The organism is Streptosporangium sp. NPDC006930, assembly GCF_040635605.1.
Lineage (GTDB): Bacteria > Actinomycetota > Actinomycetes > Streptosporangiales > Streptosporangiaceae > Streptosporangium.
This window is the reverse complement of the sequence record NZ_JBEYID010000012.1, coordinates 186,422-202,223: the sequence shown is the minus strand read 5'-3', so window position 1 is coordinate 202,223 and position 15,802 is coordinate 186,422. Positions and strand designations below refer to the sequence as shown.

General features: G+C 71.4%; 12 protein-coding genes. 1 reads left to right on the top strand and 11 read right to left on the bottom strand.

Translation table 11 applies throughout. The features are described from left to right. Positions 1-34: 34 nt before the first annotated feature. From ABZ664_RS22195 to ABZ664_RS22185, 3 genes are read right to left on the bottom strand one after another with little or no spacing between them, the layout of a single operon-like run. Complete coding sequence (locus ABZ664_RS22195; protein ID WP_362512866.1) at positions 35-847, bottom strand: HlyD family efflux transporter periplasmic adaptor subunit; 813 nt, start codon at positions 845-847, stop codon at positions 35-37. 48 nt (positions 848-895) lie between these two features. Next, positions 896-2,257: a SagB family peptide dehydrogenase gene (locus ABZ664_RS22190; RefSeq protein WP_362512863.1), complete on the bottom strand. Its 1,362-nt coding sequence runs from the start codon at positions 2,255-2,257 to the stop codon at positions 896-898. A 14-nt stretch (positions 2,258-2,271) separates the two neighbouring features. Then, complete coding sequence (locus ABZ664_RS22185; RefSeq protein ID WP_362512860.1) at positions 2,272-4,515, bottom strand: TOMM precursor leader peptide-binding protein; 2,244 nt, start codon at positions 4,513-4,515, stop codon at positions 2,272-2,274. 239 nt (positions 4,516-4,754) lie between these two features. Here ABZ664_RS22185 and ABZ664_RS22180 point away from each other — a divergent pair, with 239 nt between their 5' ends. Further along, positions 4,755-7,193, top strand: a complete 2,439-nt coding sequence (locus ABZ664_RS22180; protein ID WP_362512856.1) for an AAA family ATPase — start codon at positions 4,755-4,757, stop codon at positions 7,191-7,193. A 136-nt stretch (positions 7,194-7,329) separates the two neighbouring features. Here the strand turns inward: ABZ664_RS22180 and ABZ664_RS22175 are convergent, their stop codons facing one another. The 8 genes from ABZ664_RS22175 to ABZ664_RS22140 all read right to left on the bottom strand — a co-directional run bounded on the left by ABZ664_RS22175 (position 7,330) and on the right by ABZ664_RS22140 (position 15,797). Then, the gene (locus ABZ664_RS22175; RefSeq protein ID WP_362512853.1) at positions 7,330-8,736 is read right to left on the bottom strand and encodes an NAD(P)/FAD-dependent oxidoreductase; all 1,407 of its coding nucleotides are present in this window, start codon (positions 8,734-8,736) and stop codon (positions 7,330-7,332) included. A gap of 103 nt (positions 8,737-8,839) precedes the next feature. Then, on the bottom strand, positions 8,840-9,655 hold the full coding sequence (locus ABZ664_RS22170; RefSeq protein WP_362512850.1) for a VOC family protein: 816 nt from the start codon (positions 9,653-9,655) through the stop codon (positions 8,840-8,842). Then, the gene (locus ABZ664_RS22165) at positions 9,589-10,434 is read right to left on the bottom strand and encodes a hypothetical protein (protein ID WP_362512846.1); all 846 of its coding nucleotides are present in this window, start codon (positions 10,432-10,434) and stop codon (positions 9,589-9,591) included. The genes ABZ664_RS22170 and ABZ664_RS22165 overlap by 67 nt, the downstream gene beginning before the upstream one ends. A gap of 74 nt (positions 10,435-10,508) precedes the next feature. After that, on the bottom strand, positions 10,509-11,303 hold the full coding sequence (locus tag ABZ664_RS22160) for an alpha/beta hydrolase (RefSeq protein ID WP_362512843.1): 795 nt from the start codon (positions 11,301-11,303) through the stop codon (positions 10,509-10,511). Further along, on the bottom strand, positions 11,300-12,337 hold the full coding sequence (locus ABZ664_RS22155) for a Rieske 2Fe-2S domain-containing protein (protein WP_362512840.1): 1,038 nt from the start codon (positions 12,335-12,337) through the stop codon (positions 11,300-11,302). The genes ABZ664_RS22160 and ABZ664_RS22155 overlap by 4 nt, the downstream gene beginning before the upstream one ends. Continuing rightward, on the bottom strand, positions 12,337-13,542 hold the full coding sequence (locus tag ABZ664_RS22150) for an FAD-dependent oxidoreductase (RefSeq protein WP_362512836.1): 1,206 nt from the start codon (positions 13,540-13,542) through the stop codon (positions 12,337-12,339). Before ABZ664_RS22150 ends, ABZ664_RS22155 begins: the two co-directional genes overlap by 1 nt. After that, positions 13,532-14,734, bottom strand: coding sequence for a cytochrome P450 (locus ABZ664_RS22145; protein ID WP_362512833.1), 1,203 nt, complete (start codon positions 14,732-14,734; stop codon positions 13,532-13,534). The genes ABZ664_RS22150 and ABZ664_RS22145 overlap by 11 nt, the downstream gene beginning before the upstream one ends. 232 nt (positions 14,735-14,966) lie before the next feature. Beyond that, complete coding sequence (locus tag ABZ664_RS22140; protein ID WP_362513020.1) at positions 14,967-15,797, bottom strand: ABC transporter permease; 831 nt, start codon at positions 15,795-15,797, stop codon at positions 14,967-14,969. Positions 15,798-15,802: the final 5 nt, after the last annotated feature.

Genomic DNA, 15,802 nt, shown 5'->3' with positions numbered 1-15,802 from the left:
TCGTCGTCATGTCCGTCATCGATGCCTCCTCCGCTCAGCGCCCGAGCACCAGGTCGAACGGCGTCTGCTCGCCCAGGTGGATGGAGGCCGAAACGGTCACCTGGGAGTCGAGCTGCACGGGTGGCCCCTGCGCGGTCGACCAGGTGTATCCCGAGTGCGTGCCCGGTTTGGGGATCAGGTCCACGATGATCATCAGGGGGGCCTGGACGGCCGCATACCTCTTGGCGGCGAGCTCGCCGCCCACCAGCCCGGCCAGCGCCTCACCGGTGAGGGGGTAGCGGCTCACCGAGGTGACCTGGCCGCGCAGCAGCCCGAAGGCCGCGGCGGGTGCGGTGGACACCTCCAGGTCGACCGGCCGGCCGGGGGCGATCCACGCGGCCCGGTCGGCGGGCACGAACACCATGGCGACCAGGCGGTCGTCGGGCAGGTCGGTCCGCTCGACGGTGGCGATCGTGGTGCCGACGGCGACGACCTGGCCGTCGTTGACCGTGGTGCCGACCACCTGGCCGGTGAACGGGCTCGCCACCTGCTGGATCTTGCCTTCGGCGTCCTGCAGCTCCGCGACGGACTGGCCGACGATCACCCGGTCGCCCGGCCTGACCAGCACGCGGCGGGCCAGGCCCGAGTAGTGACTCTGGATGCGGGCCGTACCGCCCGGGTGGGTGAGGACACCCGGGGCGGCGACCGAGATGCGCAGCTCGGCGGCGAACGCCCAGACCAGCCCGCCCGCCATCACGATCATCACGACGAAGACCGCGATCCAGCCCCGGGGGGTGGCGAGCAGGGTGGGGGAGTCCAGCTCGTCGGGTTCGCGCATCCGTTGCAGCGCCTGGTAGCGGAATCTCATCGCGCTCTACCCCTTCGTCCGGGGCCGGTGGCGGGATCTCATCGGGGTCTACCCTTCCGTCCGTGGCCGGGAGCCGAGGACGAGTTCCCCGACGGTGCCCTCCAGGAGCGGGTCGCGTCCCGAGGCGGTGGCGAAGGCCGCGGCGTCCCCGCCGCCCAGGCCGCACACGGCGAGGTCCATCGCGGTGGCCACCAGGTAGAGGGTCTGGTAGAGCACGCCCACGTGCTTGAGCACCAGCGGGTAGGCGACGGTCTCGTACTTCCACATCACCCGGCCGAACCTCGCCGTCACCAGCAGCACGACCTGCGGGTCCGTCTCCATCATCGCGGCGTTCCGCGACTCCCTGACCAGCACGTCGGTGGCCTTGCCGGGTTCGGCGACGAGTTCCAGCTCGTGCCGGTCGGTCGCGTAGTGCCACAGCCCGGCGGGCAGTCCCTCACACGCGGTGACGAGCGGGTAGACCTCCAGCTCGTGTACGGACCCGCCGCTCGGATACGGCCGGTTGGCGAGCCGCTGGCCGTCGCTGCCCGTCATCGTGCCCCGCCTGCGCAGGCTCCGGTAGAGCAGCTCGCCGAGCTGGGCGAGGGTGATCGGCGTCTCATCGTCGTGGGCGCGGGTCGAGCCGCGCCGTTCGAGGATCTCGGTGAACGACGGCTCCGTCGCCGCTATCTCGTCCAGGTCGGGCACCGGCAGCGCGACCGTACGCAGGCCGGAGGGTGGTGGGGAGACCGGTTCTGGAGGGAAGCGGTCTCCGAGGGGGTAGGTCCCGCCGTAGCCGCCGACCGTGGCGGGGAAGCGGGTACGGGAGTGGAAGGCCAGGTCGGCGGGGTGCCACTGCGCGTAGGAGCGCTCGGTCGTCTCCAGGTCCTCGTCCGGGCCGCCGGGTGCGAGCAGGCCGGCGGTGGCGAACAGTCGCAGCAGCGGGGCGGGCGTCCCGGTGTTCCAGGTCGCGAGTTCGCCGAGCAGTCCCGTGGCCCGGGGCATCAGCTCGACGGCGAGGTGATGGCCGGAGGCCCGCAGGGTGAGCGTGCCGTCCACCACCCGCGCCTCGGCGAACCGCGACAGCCGCACCGGTCCTGCGGGGGCCGCCACCGGCAGCGTCGAGCCACGGCCGACCGGATAGAGCCTCGCCGTGACGTCGCCGTCCACCTGTACGGCGTGCTCGATCAGTCCGGAGGTGTTGAGCCTGCGAAACAGCATGTGCCAGCGCAGCAGTCCCGCCTCGCCGTCCGCGGTGGTCACCGCGGCGGCGAGGGCGGCGTCGTCCTGGTCGCCCTCGGCGAGCAGCTTCAGCGCGGTGCCCTGTCCCTGTGACAGGTTCTTCAGTTCGCGGACTGTGGCGGCGAACCGGATGTGCTCGCCGGAGAACGACGCGTCCCGGCGGAGCCGGGAGACGATGATGGGGTTCATGGGCACCGTCCGTCTCAGAAGAACACGTTCCAGGAGTTGATCTCCTCCTGGGGGGTCGGGCGGTCGAGCCAGCCGAGCCGTACCGGCGCGTCGTAGAGGCGGCCGGGTGCCAGACGGCGCCAGAAGTGCCGCAGGCCGGGCGCCATCACCTTGACGACGTTCAGGTCCAGGTCGGGGCGGGTCTGGTCCACGACGATCACCTCGGAGCCGGCCGCCTCGATCGAGTCCACGCACCGGCGTACGCACTCGGCCAGGTCGGTGGGGGCGGGCGGGCCGACGGTGGTGAGCGGCTGGTCGGGGTCCGGCAGCAGCCAGGGCTCGCGGTCGATCACGGCCCCCTTGCACCAGGCCAGCATCTCCGGGTCGTCCACCCGGTAGAGCGTGTTGCCCTCCTCGTCACGCCGGTCCACGCTGGGCAGGAACTGGTTGAGTTCGGTGAGCGCGCGGAACGCCGCGATGCGCGGGTCGGGGTGGCTGCCGAAGCCGACCATGATGTCCTCGACCTCGTGGCGGCGCCGGGAGACGGCCGCGTACACCGGGATGTCCACGTCGGTGGTGAGGTCGAGCATCCACAGGTCGCGGTCCATGTTCGCGTAGAAGTCCCGCAGCTCGTCCACGTAGGGGTCGTTCAGCGAGTCGAGGTCGAAGCCGGGGCGGTGCAGCCGGTTGTACCACCACAGCGCCACCGAGTCCCGTTCGACCAGCTCGCAGATGCCCTGCAGGATCGCCTCCTCCAGGGTGTTGCCCGCGGCGCTGCCGTTGGAGTCGGCGATGCAGAAGAAGTGGCCGTAGAGGTCGGGGTGGCCGTACCAGGCGTAGGCGGCGGGGACGAGCCGCTCCTCGTCCTTGGTCAGCGACCAGGCCCGCGACCAGTCGAACGGCACGTTCTCCCCGAACGGGTCGGGCACCTGCTGCAGCCGGTGCGCCGGGTCGGCGTTCCACTCCTTGCGACCGGCCCGCTGCTCGTCGGAGAAGAGCAGCATCCGGTCCGGGTGCACGGCCGTGGCCGGGTCCAGGTCGGCGTACGCGGCCCGGATGACCGGCTCGTCTCCCCGCCAGACCCCCGAGTACCGTTCGATCGCCTCGCAGACGGCGCTCACCTTCGCCTGGATCTCCGAGCGCCCCTTGCCGCCGCTCTGGCCGCGCAGGTTGCGGCGGAGCAGGTCCATGCTGTCGTTGACCATGGCGAAGTTGTGTCCTGCGGCGTAGCTGAAGGTCAGGCCGCTGGAGTCGGCGCCGATCGAGATCAGCTTGGTGATCGCGCCGAGGTGCGGGCTGATGTGCCGCTCCAGCCGCTCGAATGTCTCCTGCGGCTGGTTGACCCGGTAGCCGCCGTCGGTGACGTGGCTCGCCAGGCTCGGAGTGAGCACGATCTTGGGGTCGCCGTCGGGCGGCGTGCCGCACGAGGGGCACTGCGGCTGGCGGATCAGAATGTGCCCGCCGGTCTCCATGGTCGCCAGGTCGAGGGTGACCATCCGGCCGCAGAGCGCGCCCGGCTCACCCGTCGCCACGATCCTGGCGACCTCGGCCGCGAGCATCCCGGCCAGCGCGAGCGGCCCGGCCGCGATCTGCGCGCGTACCGGGTGCAGCGGCGTCCGCTCGCCCCGCTTGCCGGCGAGGTAGCGCTCCAGCTGGCGGTTGCCGCTGAGCCGCTGCGCCAGGCACGACCAGCAGCCGGTGTGGTCGGGGTCGAGGTAGGGGCCGAGCCACGGGCTGACGCCACCGGGCTTGGCGAGCAGCCAGGGCAGCCCGGAGGCGAGCTGCAGCGCGTTGCGGTGCTCCAGGGCCGGGTCGAGGTAGTCGTCGACGAGCACGACCGACACCCCTTCCGCGGGCACCTCGCCGATCGCGCCGGTGCCCACGTTCAGCCCCAGCTCGGTGAGGGCGGCCGCGACCGGCGCGGCGTCCACCCTCTCGACGGCCGAGACGGTGACCGGTGTGCCCCTGGTGACGGCCGCGGGATCGATGCCCAGCGCGTCCCAGTAGGCGAGCACCCTCTCCGGCAGGTCTGGCCTGCCCTCCGCGAGGTGTCCCGCCGCCTCGTAGCGGCGCAGCGTGGTCAGCACCGTGGTGAACGGAACGCGCCCGGACAGCTCCTGGACGATCTCGCTCACGGTCCTGCGACCGTCGAGGTAGGGCAGCACCGCCGCGGCGGCCTTCCCCGGCACGAGGAAGTCCTTTCCCTCCGCGTACAGGAAGACCCGGGATCCGTCCACGACCTCGACATGGAAATGAGCCTTCAGCCGTGGACTCTCCATTGCCAACCGCCTTTTTTATATCAAGCTCTCGAAACCCTCTTCAATGCGGATTCAAACACGAGAGGACCACTATGGTGAATGCGCAAAAAACTGTACGCATCGCGCGGCCGATACTTAGGTTTCGGGCGCAGGCGCCTCAGTATCGCCGCATCGGCGGTGGTGGGAGCGCACATCGGTCGCCGAGAAAGACGGGTAGGGCGCCCGTTGAGATCTGTATCGGGAGAATGGGACGATGAGGTATGGCATCACTTCTTCACCGGGACAGAGAATTGACTGTCTTCCGGGAGGCCATTGACGGGCTCCGGTCAGGAAGGCCGGTCGTCGCGTCGATCCTCGGGGAGAACGGGATGGGCAAGAGCTCCCTGCTCGGCGCCGTCACCGAAATGCTTCCCCAGCGCAGCCGGGTGTTGCGGGCCCGCTGTCATCCCAGCGAGAGTCATTTCGCCTACGGCATGGTGAGGCAGCTCTTCGACCCGGTGCTCTCCTCGGGGGAGCGGACCCGCAAGCAGTTCGACCGGGCCTCCGACGGCGACGGTGCCGCCACCCACGACCTGCTGCTCAACCTGTTCCACATCACCCGCGAACTGGTCGCCGACCATCCCGTGGTGATCGCGATCGACGACCTGGCCTTCGCCGACACCCCCTCGCTGCGATGGTTCTCCTACATCGCGCGCCGCCTGGACGACCTGCCGGTGATGATGGTCGCCACGCTGCCGGGCAGCACCCCGGCCGCGTTGGGTGCGGACCTGGGCAATCTGCCGTACGCGCGGTCCGTCCAGCTCAGACCGTTCTGCGCCACCTGCACGGCCGACTTCGTCGCGGAGGCGATGGGCGCGCCGCCCGACGTGGAGCTGGCCGCGCTCTGCCACACGCTGTCGCAGGGTAACCCGCTGGTGCTGCGCGAGCTGACCGGCCGGATGCGGCAGGCGAGGGTGAGCCCCGGCGAGCCCGACATCGACCAGGTGCTGGAGATCGGTACGGCGGCACTGTCCGACACCGTGCTCGAATGGCTGAACGACCACGACCCCGTGGTCTCGGAACTGCTCACCCAGCTCGCCGTGATGGGACCCGACACCGACACCACCGTGGCGGCGATCCTGCTGAGCCAGGGGGAGCCGCAGATCCGCCAGGCCCGCCGCGCCCTCGTCCAGGCGGGACTCATCGCGGAGGGGCCACCCGTACGGTTCCGCAACCCCCTCGTCCGCGCCGCCGTACTGTCGCGCGTCGACAACCAGACCAGACTCGGCCTGCACGAACGCGGGGCCGCGCTGCTCGACAGGCTGGGCGCGCCGGCCGCGCAGACCGCCGAGCACCTGATGCTCACCGACTCCGACTGGGGCATCCCGGTGCTGCGCAGGGCGGCCACCGAGGCGGTCGCGGCCCGCCGGTACGACGACGCGACCCGATACCTGCGCCGTGCGCTGGCCTGCACCGACGACTCCGCCACCATCCACGAGCTGACGTTGCAACTCGGCATGGTCGAGCTGCGCCACGACCTGGACGCCTGCGTCCGGCACGCCGAGGCGCTGGCCACCACCGCGCCGGATCCCGCCCGGCGGGCCAGGTCGCTGCTGAACCTGGCCAGCCCCGCGCTCGCCGCCGGCACGGTGGGCGTCAGGCCGTTCGTCACCGCGGCCCACGAGCTGGCGACGATGGCGGACCCGCCCAGGGAGCCGCTGCTGCGGCTCACCGCGCAGGGAGTGCTGTCGGGATACCGCGCGGGGTTGCGCAGGTCGCTGCGGATGGCTGTGGCGGGCACGCCGGACGCGGCGGCGAAGGAGTTCTCCGGGGCGCTCGCGGCGATGGTCGCGGCGGGCGGGCGATACCCGGACACCGCGAGGCGGCTGGCGACGCGGGCTACCAGGGACCGATCCCCCAGGGACCGGCCGGTCGGCACCGGCCTGGTGGGTGCCGCGCTCGCGTTCGGCTGGACGGGACGGCCGGAGGACGCGCTGGACGTGTGCACCAGGATCCTGCGGGACGCCCGCACCTGGGACCAGCCGGATCTGCACGCGCTCGGGCTGCTGCTGCGCTCGGACGTCGACTACCGCAGGGGCGAGTCCGCCGACAGCCTGCGGGACGCGCTCGACGCGCGGGAGGGAGCCGAGCTGATCGGTGCGCGGGTGCTGGCCACGGCGGCCCGCGCCTGCGGCGCGCGGGCCCTGATCCGGATGGAGCGGGTGGACGACGCCAAGGCACTGGTACGCGAGATGACGATCCCCGCCGACGCCCACCCCCTGGTCAAGAGCATGGTCCTGGAAGTGCAGGGGCTGATCGCGGCGGCGGCGGACGACCACGCCACCGCGCTCGGCCTCTTCCTCGACTGCGGGCACCGGCTCTCCGCCCGAGGCATCACCAACCCCGCCTGCCTGCCCTGGCGTGCCCACGCCGCTCGGGCGTACACCGCGCTGGGCGAGCACTCCGCGGCCCGTACGATCGCCGCGGGGGAGCCGGGGAGCCGGGACCACGCGCCGGACGCGCGTCCTTCGCACGCCCGGATCGTGCTCACCCCCGCCGAGCAGCGGGTCGTCGAGCTGGTACGGCAGGGCATGAGCAGCATGGAGGTCGCCGAGCGGCTCTGCCTGAGCAAGCGCACCATCGACACCCACCTGGGGCGCATCTACCGCAAGCTGGGCATCCGAGGACGGCACCAGCTGGCCACCGCCCTCGACCTCTGACCTGCTCCCGCTCGGTCTTCGTCGCTTCGGTTCGCTTTGACTCGCTGAGCCGTCTCGCGCACGGCTACCACCCGGTCGGCCTCCGGTCGGCGCGATGCCACCGGTCCGGCGGGTGTGCCGATCGGCCGGTCTTCGGTCAGCGTGGTGCCACCGGTTCGACGGCCCTGCCGATGCCCAGCCTCGGCTCGGTGACCAGGTAGAGCCCTGACGCGTCGCCGGGGCCGCCGAGGTCCGCGCTCCGGTCGCCGGTCTTTTCCGCGACCAGCTCGCCGGCGAGCACCATCGCGTCCAGCGGGGCCGCGCCGCCGACGCGGGTGGCGTCGTCCAGGTCGGTCAGGCCGGAGGTGATCGAGGCGAAGGCGCCGTCGGAGGGAGCCGGGGCCTCGCCGCCGCGCTTTCTCATCAGTTCCGGGTACTGCCCCCTGGCCAGGCGCTGGGCCAGCCAGAAGTAGCTGTTCTTGCCCCGGTACTGCTCGTAGAACCCGGCGACCATGGAGAACATCCGGCCGTAGGCGTTGCGGTAGTGGGACTCGTGGAATGCCAGCGCCTCGCGCTCGGTGACGTCCCCCGCGTGGGTGGACAGGATGCTCGCGGCGGCGAGCATGCCGCTGTACATGGCCAGGTGCACGCCGGTGGAGAGCAGCGGGTCGAGGAAGCAGGCGGAGTCGCCCGCGAGGAAGTAGCCGGGGCCGCAGAAGCTGTCGGCCGAGTAGGAGAAGTCCCGCTCGACGCGGATCTCACCTTCGAGGCGACCGCCCGCCACCAGCTCCGCCACCGTCTGCGACTCCGCGACCAGGGCGAGGAACATCGCGTGCTGCGAGGGGAACTCGGGCCTGCGGGCGAGGAACTGGTCCCGGTGGGTGACGAAGCCCACGCTGTAGACGTCACCGCTGAGCGGGATGACCCAGTACCAGCCATTGGGGGAGGAGATCACGTTGATGCCGCCCCGGGGAGTACGGGGCAGCAGGGCGCCGCCCCGGTAGTAGCCCCAGATGGCGACGTTGCGGAAGACGTCGTGCGGTCGCCGGTTGCGGAAGTGCTGGGAGGAGAGCACACCGGCGCGACCCGAGGCGTCCACCACGAACTCGGCGGGAGCCTCCCGGAGACGCCCGTCGTGCGTCCACTCCACGCCCACGGCGCGGTCGCCGTCGAAACGGACCTTCTTCACCTGGGCGCCCTGGACCACCTCGACGCCCTCGTCGGCGGCGTGCCTGAGCAGGACGTCGTCGAAGTCGGCGCGGTCCACCTGCCAGGAGCGCACCTGGTCGCCGAAGAGGTCCGGCCAGTTGATCGCCCAGTCGCGCTCCGCGCCCCAGCGGAGCAGCAGCCCCTCCTTGACCTGGTAGCCGCGGGCCTCGATCTTCTCCCTGGCGCCGACGAGGTCGATGATGGCCCGGCAGGAAGAGGAGATCGACTCGCCGATGTGATATCTGGGGAAGAAATCCCGTTCCAGCAGGCGGACCCGGGCGCCCGCCCGGGCCAGCAGCGCCGACGAGATCGCTCCAGCAGGGCCTCCGCCTATCACCGTCACGTCAGGCGTCATGAAATGCCTTTCCCCTGCGAGAATTGCCAACTCTGGAATCATCGCAAGGGTGAGGGAAACTTGTTAATACGTATTTATGCTCATCATGATACGCATTTCCTGACTAATTCCCGCTGGTGAGGCCGAAGACCCCGCCCAGGGGGTCGGCGAACAGGCCGGACTCCAGCCGACGGGCCCCGGCGGCGAGCGCCGCCGCGACGGTGATCCCCGTGCTCCCGGTGCCTTCGGTGTTCCCCGCGGCCGTCTCCGTCGTGGTGCTTCCGTTGTTTCCGGTGTCTTCGGTGTTCCCTGCGGCCGTCTCCGTCGTGGTGCCCCCGCCGTTTCCGGAGCCCCCGGAGCTTTCGGCGTTCTCGGCGTTTTCGACGTCCCGGGCCTTCTGGATACCGAAGAACGGCACCCAGCCGGTCCTGGACGAGGAGCGGATCACCGCAGGCACGTCACCGTACAGGCCCCGGTAGAACTCCTCCGCCGAGTCGGGGCGGGCGGTGTGCAGCTCGCAGGCGCACAGGGCACCGGGCTCGTCCACCAGGACCACGCCCTCGTCCCTGCCGCCCTCCCAGAAGCCGACCGCCGCGCCCGACGGGTCGACGGCCAGGCAGAGGCGGCCGTCCTCACCCGCCGGCACGGGACCCATCACGACACGGCCGCCCAGGCGTCCGACCTCCGTCCGGGTGTGGTCGAGGTCCTTGGACGCCAGGTAGACGTTCCACGACGAGCCGGGCGCCATGCCCATCGGGCTGGGCCCGAGGCCGCCGATGATCTCCCCTCGCAATGTGATCAGATGGTAGCCGCGGTCGTTCTCCCTGGTGAACTCCCAGCCGAACAGGCCGCCGTAGAACTGTTTCGCGCCGGTCAGGTCGACGGTGATGTGGTCAACCCAGCAAGGTGTTCCGGGGCCGTACGCGGTCCGCCGGGGCATGGCGTCTCCTGGAGCATGTCGTCGATGAGTGTCGCGGCCTCCTCCGCGCCGCCGAACTCCGGCATGAGCAGCCGGTAGCGGGGCGCGTCGGCCAGGTCCGAGGTGTTCGGTGGCCAGACGTGCGGCTGGAAGGCCCAGGGCTCCAGTTCGCAGCGGTCACCGTCCTCCTGGCAGATCCTGACCAGGGTGGGCGGGGCGAGCCTGGCGGTGATGGGGACGATCGGGCCGAGCAGTTCCGGACGGACCAGAACGGACTCCCCGGCCGGCGTGGGCTCGGCCCGCCGCCAGGTGCCGGGGTCGGTCTCCGGGCCGATCAGGCCGCCGGTCCTCGCCGACTCCAGGGCGCTGCCGCGCAGGTCCAGTGGTACGTGGAAGGGGAGCGTCTGGCCGGTGGCCCGGTCGACCACGAGAAGCTGTCCCGACACCGGCCGCCAGGAGCGCCCGGCCAGCGCGGTCGCCACGGCGGCACCGGGTGAGCAGGCGGTGCCGATCAGCGCGACCGTGGAGTCGCCCTTCACCATGACGATGGCGCGCATCACCAGGAAGAGGTGGTCGAGCACGGCGAACGGGGGGAGAGGGGGTGGCATGGTGCTCCATCCGCGGAACACGCGACGCTGCAGCAACATCCCGTCTGGACGGTAGACCAGCAGCTCCCCGTCCGACGACTTGCCGGTGAGAAGCTTCACGACCAGCTGTGGTTCGCCGCTCTCCACGAGGTGCGGGCCGAACAGGAATGCCAGGTCGCCTAGGTTGAGCTCGGTGAGAACCATGACGGTCATGCCGAAGAAACTCAATAGCAGGGGCAACTAACCCCCCTTACGGGTGTCTAACTGTAAACGCTCGTACAACAGCCTCAAACCCGATCTACTCTCTCAGATAATGTCAGTCCCGCAAATACCGCTTTTGCCGACATTTCTGGCTGCTCCAACAGGGGAAGGTGCCCCGAGTTAGGGATTGTCCGAATATGACATTCGGGCACCATCTGTCGCAGCGTCTTCGCATTGGCCACGAAGGTGGGCATGTCCGAGTCACCGATGATAACCATGGTGGCGGCCCTGATCCGGGTCAAATCCTCAGGAGGATGCCGGTGCGCGCTGAGCGCGGCCATCGCCCCCGTGTCCAGCTCGGCCCAGGAGTGCCCGCCGATCACCGCCCGCAGTCGCGCCCGCAGCTCGGGGTGCGCCTCGGTGCCGCGGAAGATGTCAGGAGGGGAGCTCATCCACAGCTCGGCCATCTGTTCCCGCCCGCCGCCCGCCCTGCGCACCATCATGAGCTCCATGTAGCGCCGCCGGGCGGCCGGGTCGGGCGGCGCGCCGCCGAGCGTCGGCGCCGCGAGCACCAGGCGTCGCACCACCTCGGGCGCGTCCAGGGCCATCTGCAGCGCGACGCTGGAGCCGAAGGAGAGTCCCACGACCCGCTCCGCCGCTTCGGCCTCGGCTATTTCGGCCAGCCTTAACGCCAGCGACGGCAGGGTCACGCCCGGCTGCAACGGTTCGGAGCCGCCGTGGCCGGGGAGGTCCACGCCGATGTGCCGCCAGCCGGGCAGCAGCTTCCACAGCGGTTTCCACAGCGTGAGGTCCATGGTGTAGCCGTGCACCCACAGCACCGCGGGACCCGCTCCCGAGCTGACGACCCGCAACCCGTTCACGCCGGCTCCCCGAAGGTCGCGCAGAACTCCCGGTAGGCCACCACCGCGACGTCCCTGCTGTCGAAGCGGGGCACCGCCCGCGGGTTCAGCCGCTCCCAGATCACCGCGTCCTCCTCCAGCGCGCGCTCGCTGCCGTGGATGAGCAGCGGCAACTCCCCGCGCTGCTCGGCACGGACCCCGATCGCCACCCGCGCCACGCACCCGCCCCTCTCGTACGGCACGGCGGCGGTGACGATCACCTGCTCCCACCCCGGCGGCCCGAACCGGGTGACGACCACGCCGGGACTGTAGGCGCGGGCCAGGAACCCGGCCCGGGTGACCTGCTGCCCCGAGGTGCTCCCCGGCTTCGCCCCCATGACGAACTCGCCCTCGATGACGAGCTCGCCCTCGTCCCCGTCCCGATGCGCCATCCCGCGCAGCCTCGGCACCTTGTGCACCTCAGTGAAGTGGTCGACGTCAAAGGCGTTCTCCACGACCAGTGCGGGATCGGCGGCGAGCGGTCTGGTCACGGCCGCCGTGAGCGGGTGGGTCGCCTCCAGCTCCTTGAGTGCCCTGGTGAGTCCCCGATCGTCCTCAGGGCCGTCCGAGAGGCGGACGAACACGGCCTCACCGGAGACGATCACGTGGTGCTCGCGTACCGACAGCCGTCCGGCCGCGTCGCCCAGTGCGATCCTGCGGCCGTGGAACGGGCAGACCAGGCAGCCGCCGGAGAGCCGCCCCCCGTAGCCGAGATGCGCGCCCCGGTGCGGGCAGTCGGCGTCGAAGACGCGGAGCCCCGTCTCGGTCCGCACCGCCACCAGCCGCCGGGTGCCGATCTCCAGGGGGGTCACCTCGGCTTCCAGCTCCGAGGTGAAGGCGGGCAGGTACCAGCCGGAGTGCGGTGCCGTCGAGTGCGCTTGGGGTGCTGTCGACTGCTCTGGATATCGTGATTTTTCCGGGTGTGATGCCGCCGACCGCGCTAGATGTCGCGATTTTTCCGGATGCGGTGTCGTCGACCGCGCCGACTGTTGTGGATCTTCCGAATGTGATGCCATCAGCCCATCGCCTCCAGGAGCCGGTCGGCGGCGATCACCCCGCTGGCGATCGCCCCCTGAACCCACGGCAGGCGCGTCCCCGAGACCGTGGCCTCGCCCGCGAAGAAAAGCGTGTCCGCGACCGGTTCGGCCCAGATCACCGGAGCCCACTCGGCGCCCAGCAGCGGCGCGGTGAACGCACCCCGGCTCCACGGGTCGGACCCCCAGTCGGCGACCTCGGTGCCCACCACCTCGGCCCGCGCGGCCCAGGGCAGGGCCACGGAGAGGAGAGGCGCGAGGCCGGAGCCGGTGGTCGCGGCGCGCACGTAGGCCGCCGCCGCGTCCCTGGCCACGATCAACGCCTCGGGACGCCCCTCGCGGCAGCTCACGAAACCGCCGACCCCGTCCGCGTCGAACACCGACGCCGTCTCCGGCGCGGGCACGGACAGGGTCGCGACGACGCAGCAGCCGTCCCCACCGGCGAGGGCACGCGCGGCCTCGACCTTGGGCTCCGGCAGATCCTTGACGGTGAGCGCGCCGTGGGTCACGACCGAGGGCGGCACGGTCACCACCACCCGCTCCGCTTCCACGATCCCGGCGGGCGTCTGCGCGGCGACCCGCCCCGGCGACCAGCCGAGCACCTGGACGGGGCAGTCCGTACGCACGTCGAGCCCCGCGGCCAGCCGCCCCGGCAGCAGGTCGAACCCGCCCGACACCACGAACTCCCCCCGCCCCGCGGTGTCCCCCCGATGGGCCTCGGCCACGCCCCGGGCACTGAGCCGCTCCGGATCGGTGGCCCAGATCTGGCGGAACCACTCGCTCGCCACCGGGTACGGCCCGCCCCTGTCCACGAGCCAGTCGTTCACCGACTCACCGATCCCGGCGCCCTCGGCGTTCAGCCTCGCCTCCAGCGCCCACGGCGGATGCGGCGTGCGGGCCAGCGCCCCCATAGGACGGCCCACCCGTCCACTGACCACCCGCGCCGCGGTCGGCCGCGGCGCCGTCTCGGTGTCCACGATCCCGTGGACGGGGTTCAGGTCCCCGTGGACGACCTGCGCGCCCAGCTCCAGCGAGGGGCCGCCGTCCGCAGGACGAAACGTCCGTATCCGCCCGCCCACCCGTGACCTCGCCTCGACCACCGCCGTACGTACCCCGGCCTCGGCCAGCCGGGTGGCGCAGGTCAGCCCGCTCACCCCGGCGCCGATCACGAGAACCTCAGTACGCATCCCCGCCCCCCGGTTCCACTCCCAGGTTCACCGGGAGGGAGCGCAGCCGCCGGGGGATGAGGGTGGCGGCCCAGGCCGGCTTCTCGTCGGCGAGTGACGCGGCCGGGAACCGCCCGGCCAGCCGGGCGAGCAGCACCGCCCCCGTCTGCCGGACGAGCTGCGCCGCCAGGCAGAAGTGCGGCCCCCCGCCGAAGGCGAGGTGCGGGTTGGGCGTCCGGTCGAGCAGCAGCTCTCCCGGCCTGTCGAAAACGGCCGGGTCCCGGTTGGCGGCGGCAACAACCGCGAGCACCCTCGCCCCCCGGGGCACCTCGCCGCCGGGCAGTGTCACGTTCTCGACCGCGACCCTCGCCGTGAAGGGGATCGGCGCTTCCAACCTCAGCAACTCGTCCATCGCCGTACGCGCGAACTCGTCCCCGCCCCCGCGCAGCGCGGCGAGCGCCTGCGGCCGGGGAAGCAGCCAGTACAGCGCGTTGCCGATCGCCTCGGCGAGCGGCTGCCACCCGCCGACCACGGCGAGCCCGAGCACCCCGAGCATCTCCGCCCGGGTGAGCCGGTCGTCGGCGGCGAACCGGGTCAGCGGGCTGGGCGCGGCGCTCGCGCGACGCTCGTCCAGGAAGCGGCTCAGCTCCGACATGGCCGACCTGCCCAGCGCCGCCACCTGCGGCCCGGCGAGCGGATCCAGGTTGATCGAGGCCGCCTGGGCGAGCTGCTCGAAGACCTTCCTGTCGCTCTCCGCCAGTCCGAACAGCCGCAGGAAGACCGAGGTGGACAGCGGGCCCCCGATCTCCCTGACCGCGTCGACCACGCTCTCGCCCGCGAGCCGTTCGAGAAGGTCGTCCACGTCGGCGGCGACCCCCCCGGCCACCGACGCGATCGCCGCGGGGCCAAGCAGCAGCAGTCCCGGCGCGCGCAGCCGCGTGTGGTCGGGCGGGTCCGTGGTGAGCATCGACGGCGGCAACTCCTCGCCGCGCGCCCGCCCCTGCTGTCCGGCGCTCGCCGAGAACCTCCGGTCACGCAGTACGGCTGAGCAGTCGGCGTGCCCGGTCACCAGCCACAGCCGCGACATCACGTCGTGGTGGACGGGGGCGCGGGAACGTAGCCAGTCGTAGGCTGGATAGGGATCGGCCCGTCCCGCGGGGGAGAAGGGATGGGGGAGGTGGGCGGGGAGACGGATCTGAGTGCCTGCCGTCACGCGTCGGTTCCCTTGCTGTCGCTTGCCTGATCAGCCGCTATCCCGATCGACGGCCCGTCTGGTCAACGGCCTGCCCGGTCAAGCACCTGGACGGGATCCCCCACCTGGACGAGCCACCGCCTGGATGGGATCACTCACCTGGACGAACCACCTTGTCTGGACGAATCACCTGCCTTGACGTGATCACCCGCCGGGACGCGTCCCCACCTGAACGCGTCCCCACCTGGACGGATCACCGCGCACGCGCGGTGCGCCAGCCGAACGTCAACGCGGTGAGCAGCAGGCCGCCGGCCGCCCACAGCCCGAGGACGAGCGCGATGCGGCCGAGCTCCCAGCTGCCCGCCGGCTCCACGACCGTGAAGCTGTCCGGCAGGAACACCGAACGGAACCCCTGCGCCATCCACTTCACCGGGAACAGCGCGGCCGTGTTCTGCATCCACGCGGGAAGCTGGTGGAAGGGGTAGAAGACTCCGGAGATGAACTGCAGCACCATGAACACCGGCGTCACGATCGCCGCGGCCGAGCGGCTGTTCGGGATCGCCGCGCTGTAGGCGATCCCGGTGAGCGCGCACGTGACGGTGCCCAGCGTCAGCACCCAGGCGAGGGTGAACCAGCGCTGCGCGGTGCTGGGCAGCGGCAGCCCGAACGCGGTCACCGCGATGCCCAGCAGCAGCACCATCTCCACCACGGTGGTCACCACGACCTTCACCAGCTTGCCGATGAAGTAGGCGGCCTTGGGCATCGGCGTCATCGCGAGCCTGCCGATGAGACCGGTGTCCCGCTCGATCGCGATGTTGATGGCGAGCCCGGAGAAGGCGGTGCTCATCACACCGGCGGCGACGATGCCCGCCATGAAGACCTGCCGGAAGTCGGTCTCGGTGCCCTGCACCTTGCCGGTGAAGATCGCGCCGAACACCACCAGCAGGATCACCGGGAAGAACAGGGTGAAGACGAGCGACTGCCTGTTGCGGAAGAACGACTTCAGCTCGACCGACGACCGGGCGGCACTGGCCCGCCACAGGTCGGGCAGCAGACCGCGACCGGGCGCGTGGACGGATTCCATGACGC

Excerpts from the sequence above, each read along its gene's own strand:
- ABZ664_RS22175 (WP_362512853.1), bottom strand. The coding sequence starts at position 8,736 with ATGACGCCTGACGTGACGGTGATAGGCGGAGGCCCTGCTGGAGCGATC.
- ABZ664_RS22185 (WP_362512860.1), bottom strand. The coding sequence starts at position 4,515 with ATGGAGAGTCCACGGCTGAAGGCTCATTTCCATGTCGAGGTCGTGGAC.
- ABZ664_RS22165 (WP_362512846.1), bottom strand. The coding sequence starts at position 10,434 with ATGACCGTCATGGTTCTCACCGAGCTCAACCTAGGCGACCTGGCATTC.
- ABZ664_RS22155 (WP_362512840.1), bottom strand. The coding sequence starts at position 12,337 with ATGGCATCACATTCGGAAGATCCACAACAGTCGGCGCGGTCGACGACA.
- ABZ664_RS22140 (WP_362513020.1), bottom strand. The coding sequence starts at position 15,797 with ATGGAATCCGTCCACGCGCCCGGTCGCGGTCTGCTGCCCGACCTGTGG.
- ABZ664_RS22170 (WP_362512850.1), bottom strand. The coding sequence starts at position 9,655 with ATGCCCCGGCGGACCGCGTACGGCCCCGGAACACCTTGCTGGGTTGAC.
- ABZ664_RS22150 (WP_362512836.1), bottom strand. The coding sequence starts at position 13,542 with ATGCGTACTGAGGTTCTCGTGATCGGCGCCGGGGTGAGCGGGCTGACC.
- ABZ664_RS22180 (WP_362512856.1), top strand. The coding sequence starts at position 4,755 with ATGGCATCACTTCTTCACCGGGACAGAGAATTGACTGTCTTCCGGGAG.
- ABZ664_RS22190 (WP_362512863.1), bottom strand. The coding sequence starts at position 2,257 with ATGAACCCCATCATCGTCTCCCGGCTCCGCCGGGACGCGTCGTTCTCC.
- ABZ664_RS22195 (WP_362512866.1), bottom strand. The coding sequence starts at position 847 with ATGAGATTCCGCTACCAGGCGCTGCAACGGATGCGCGAACCCGACGAG.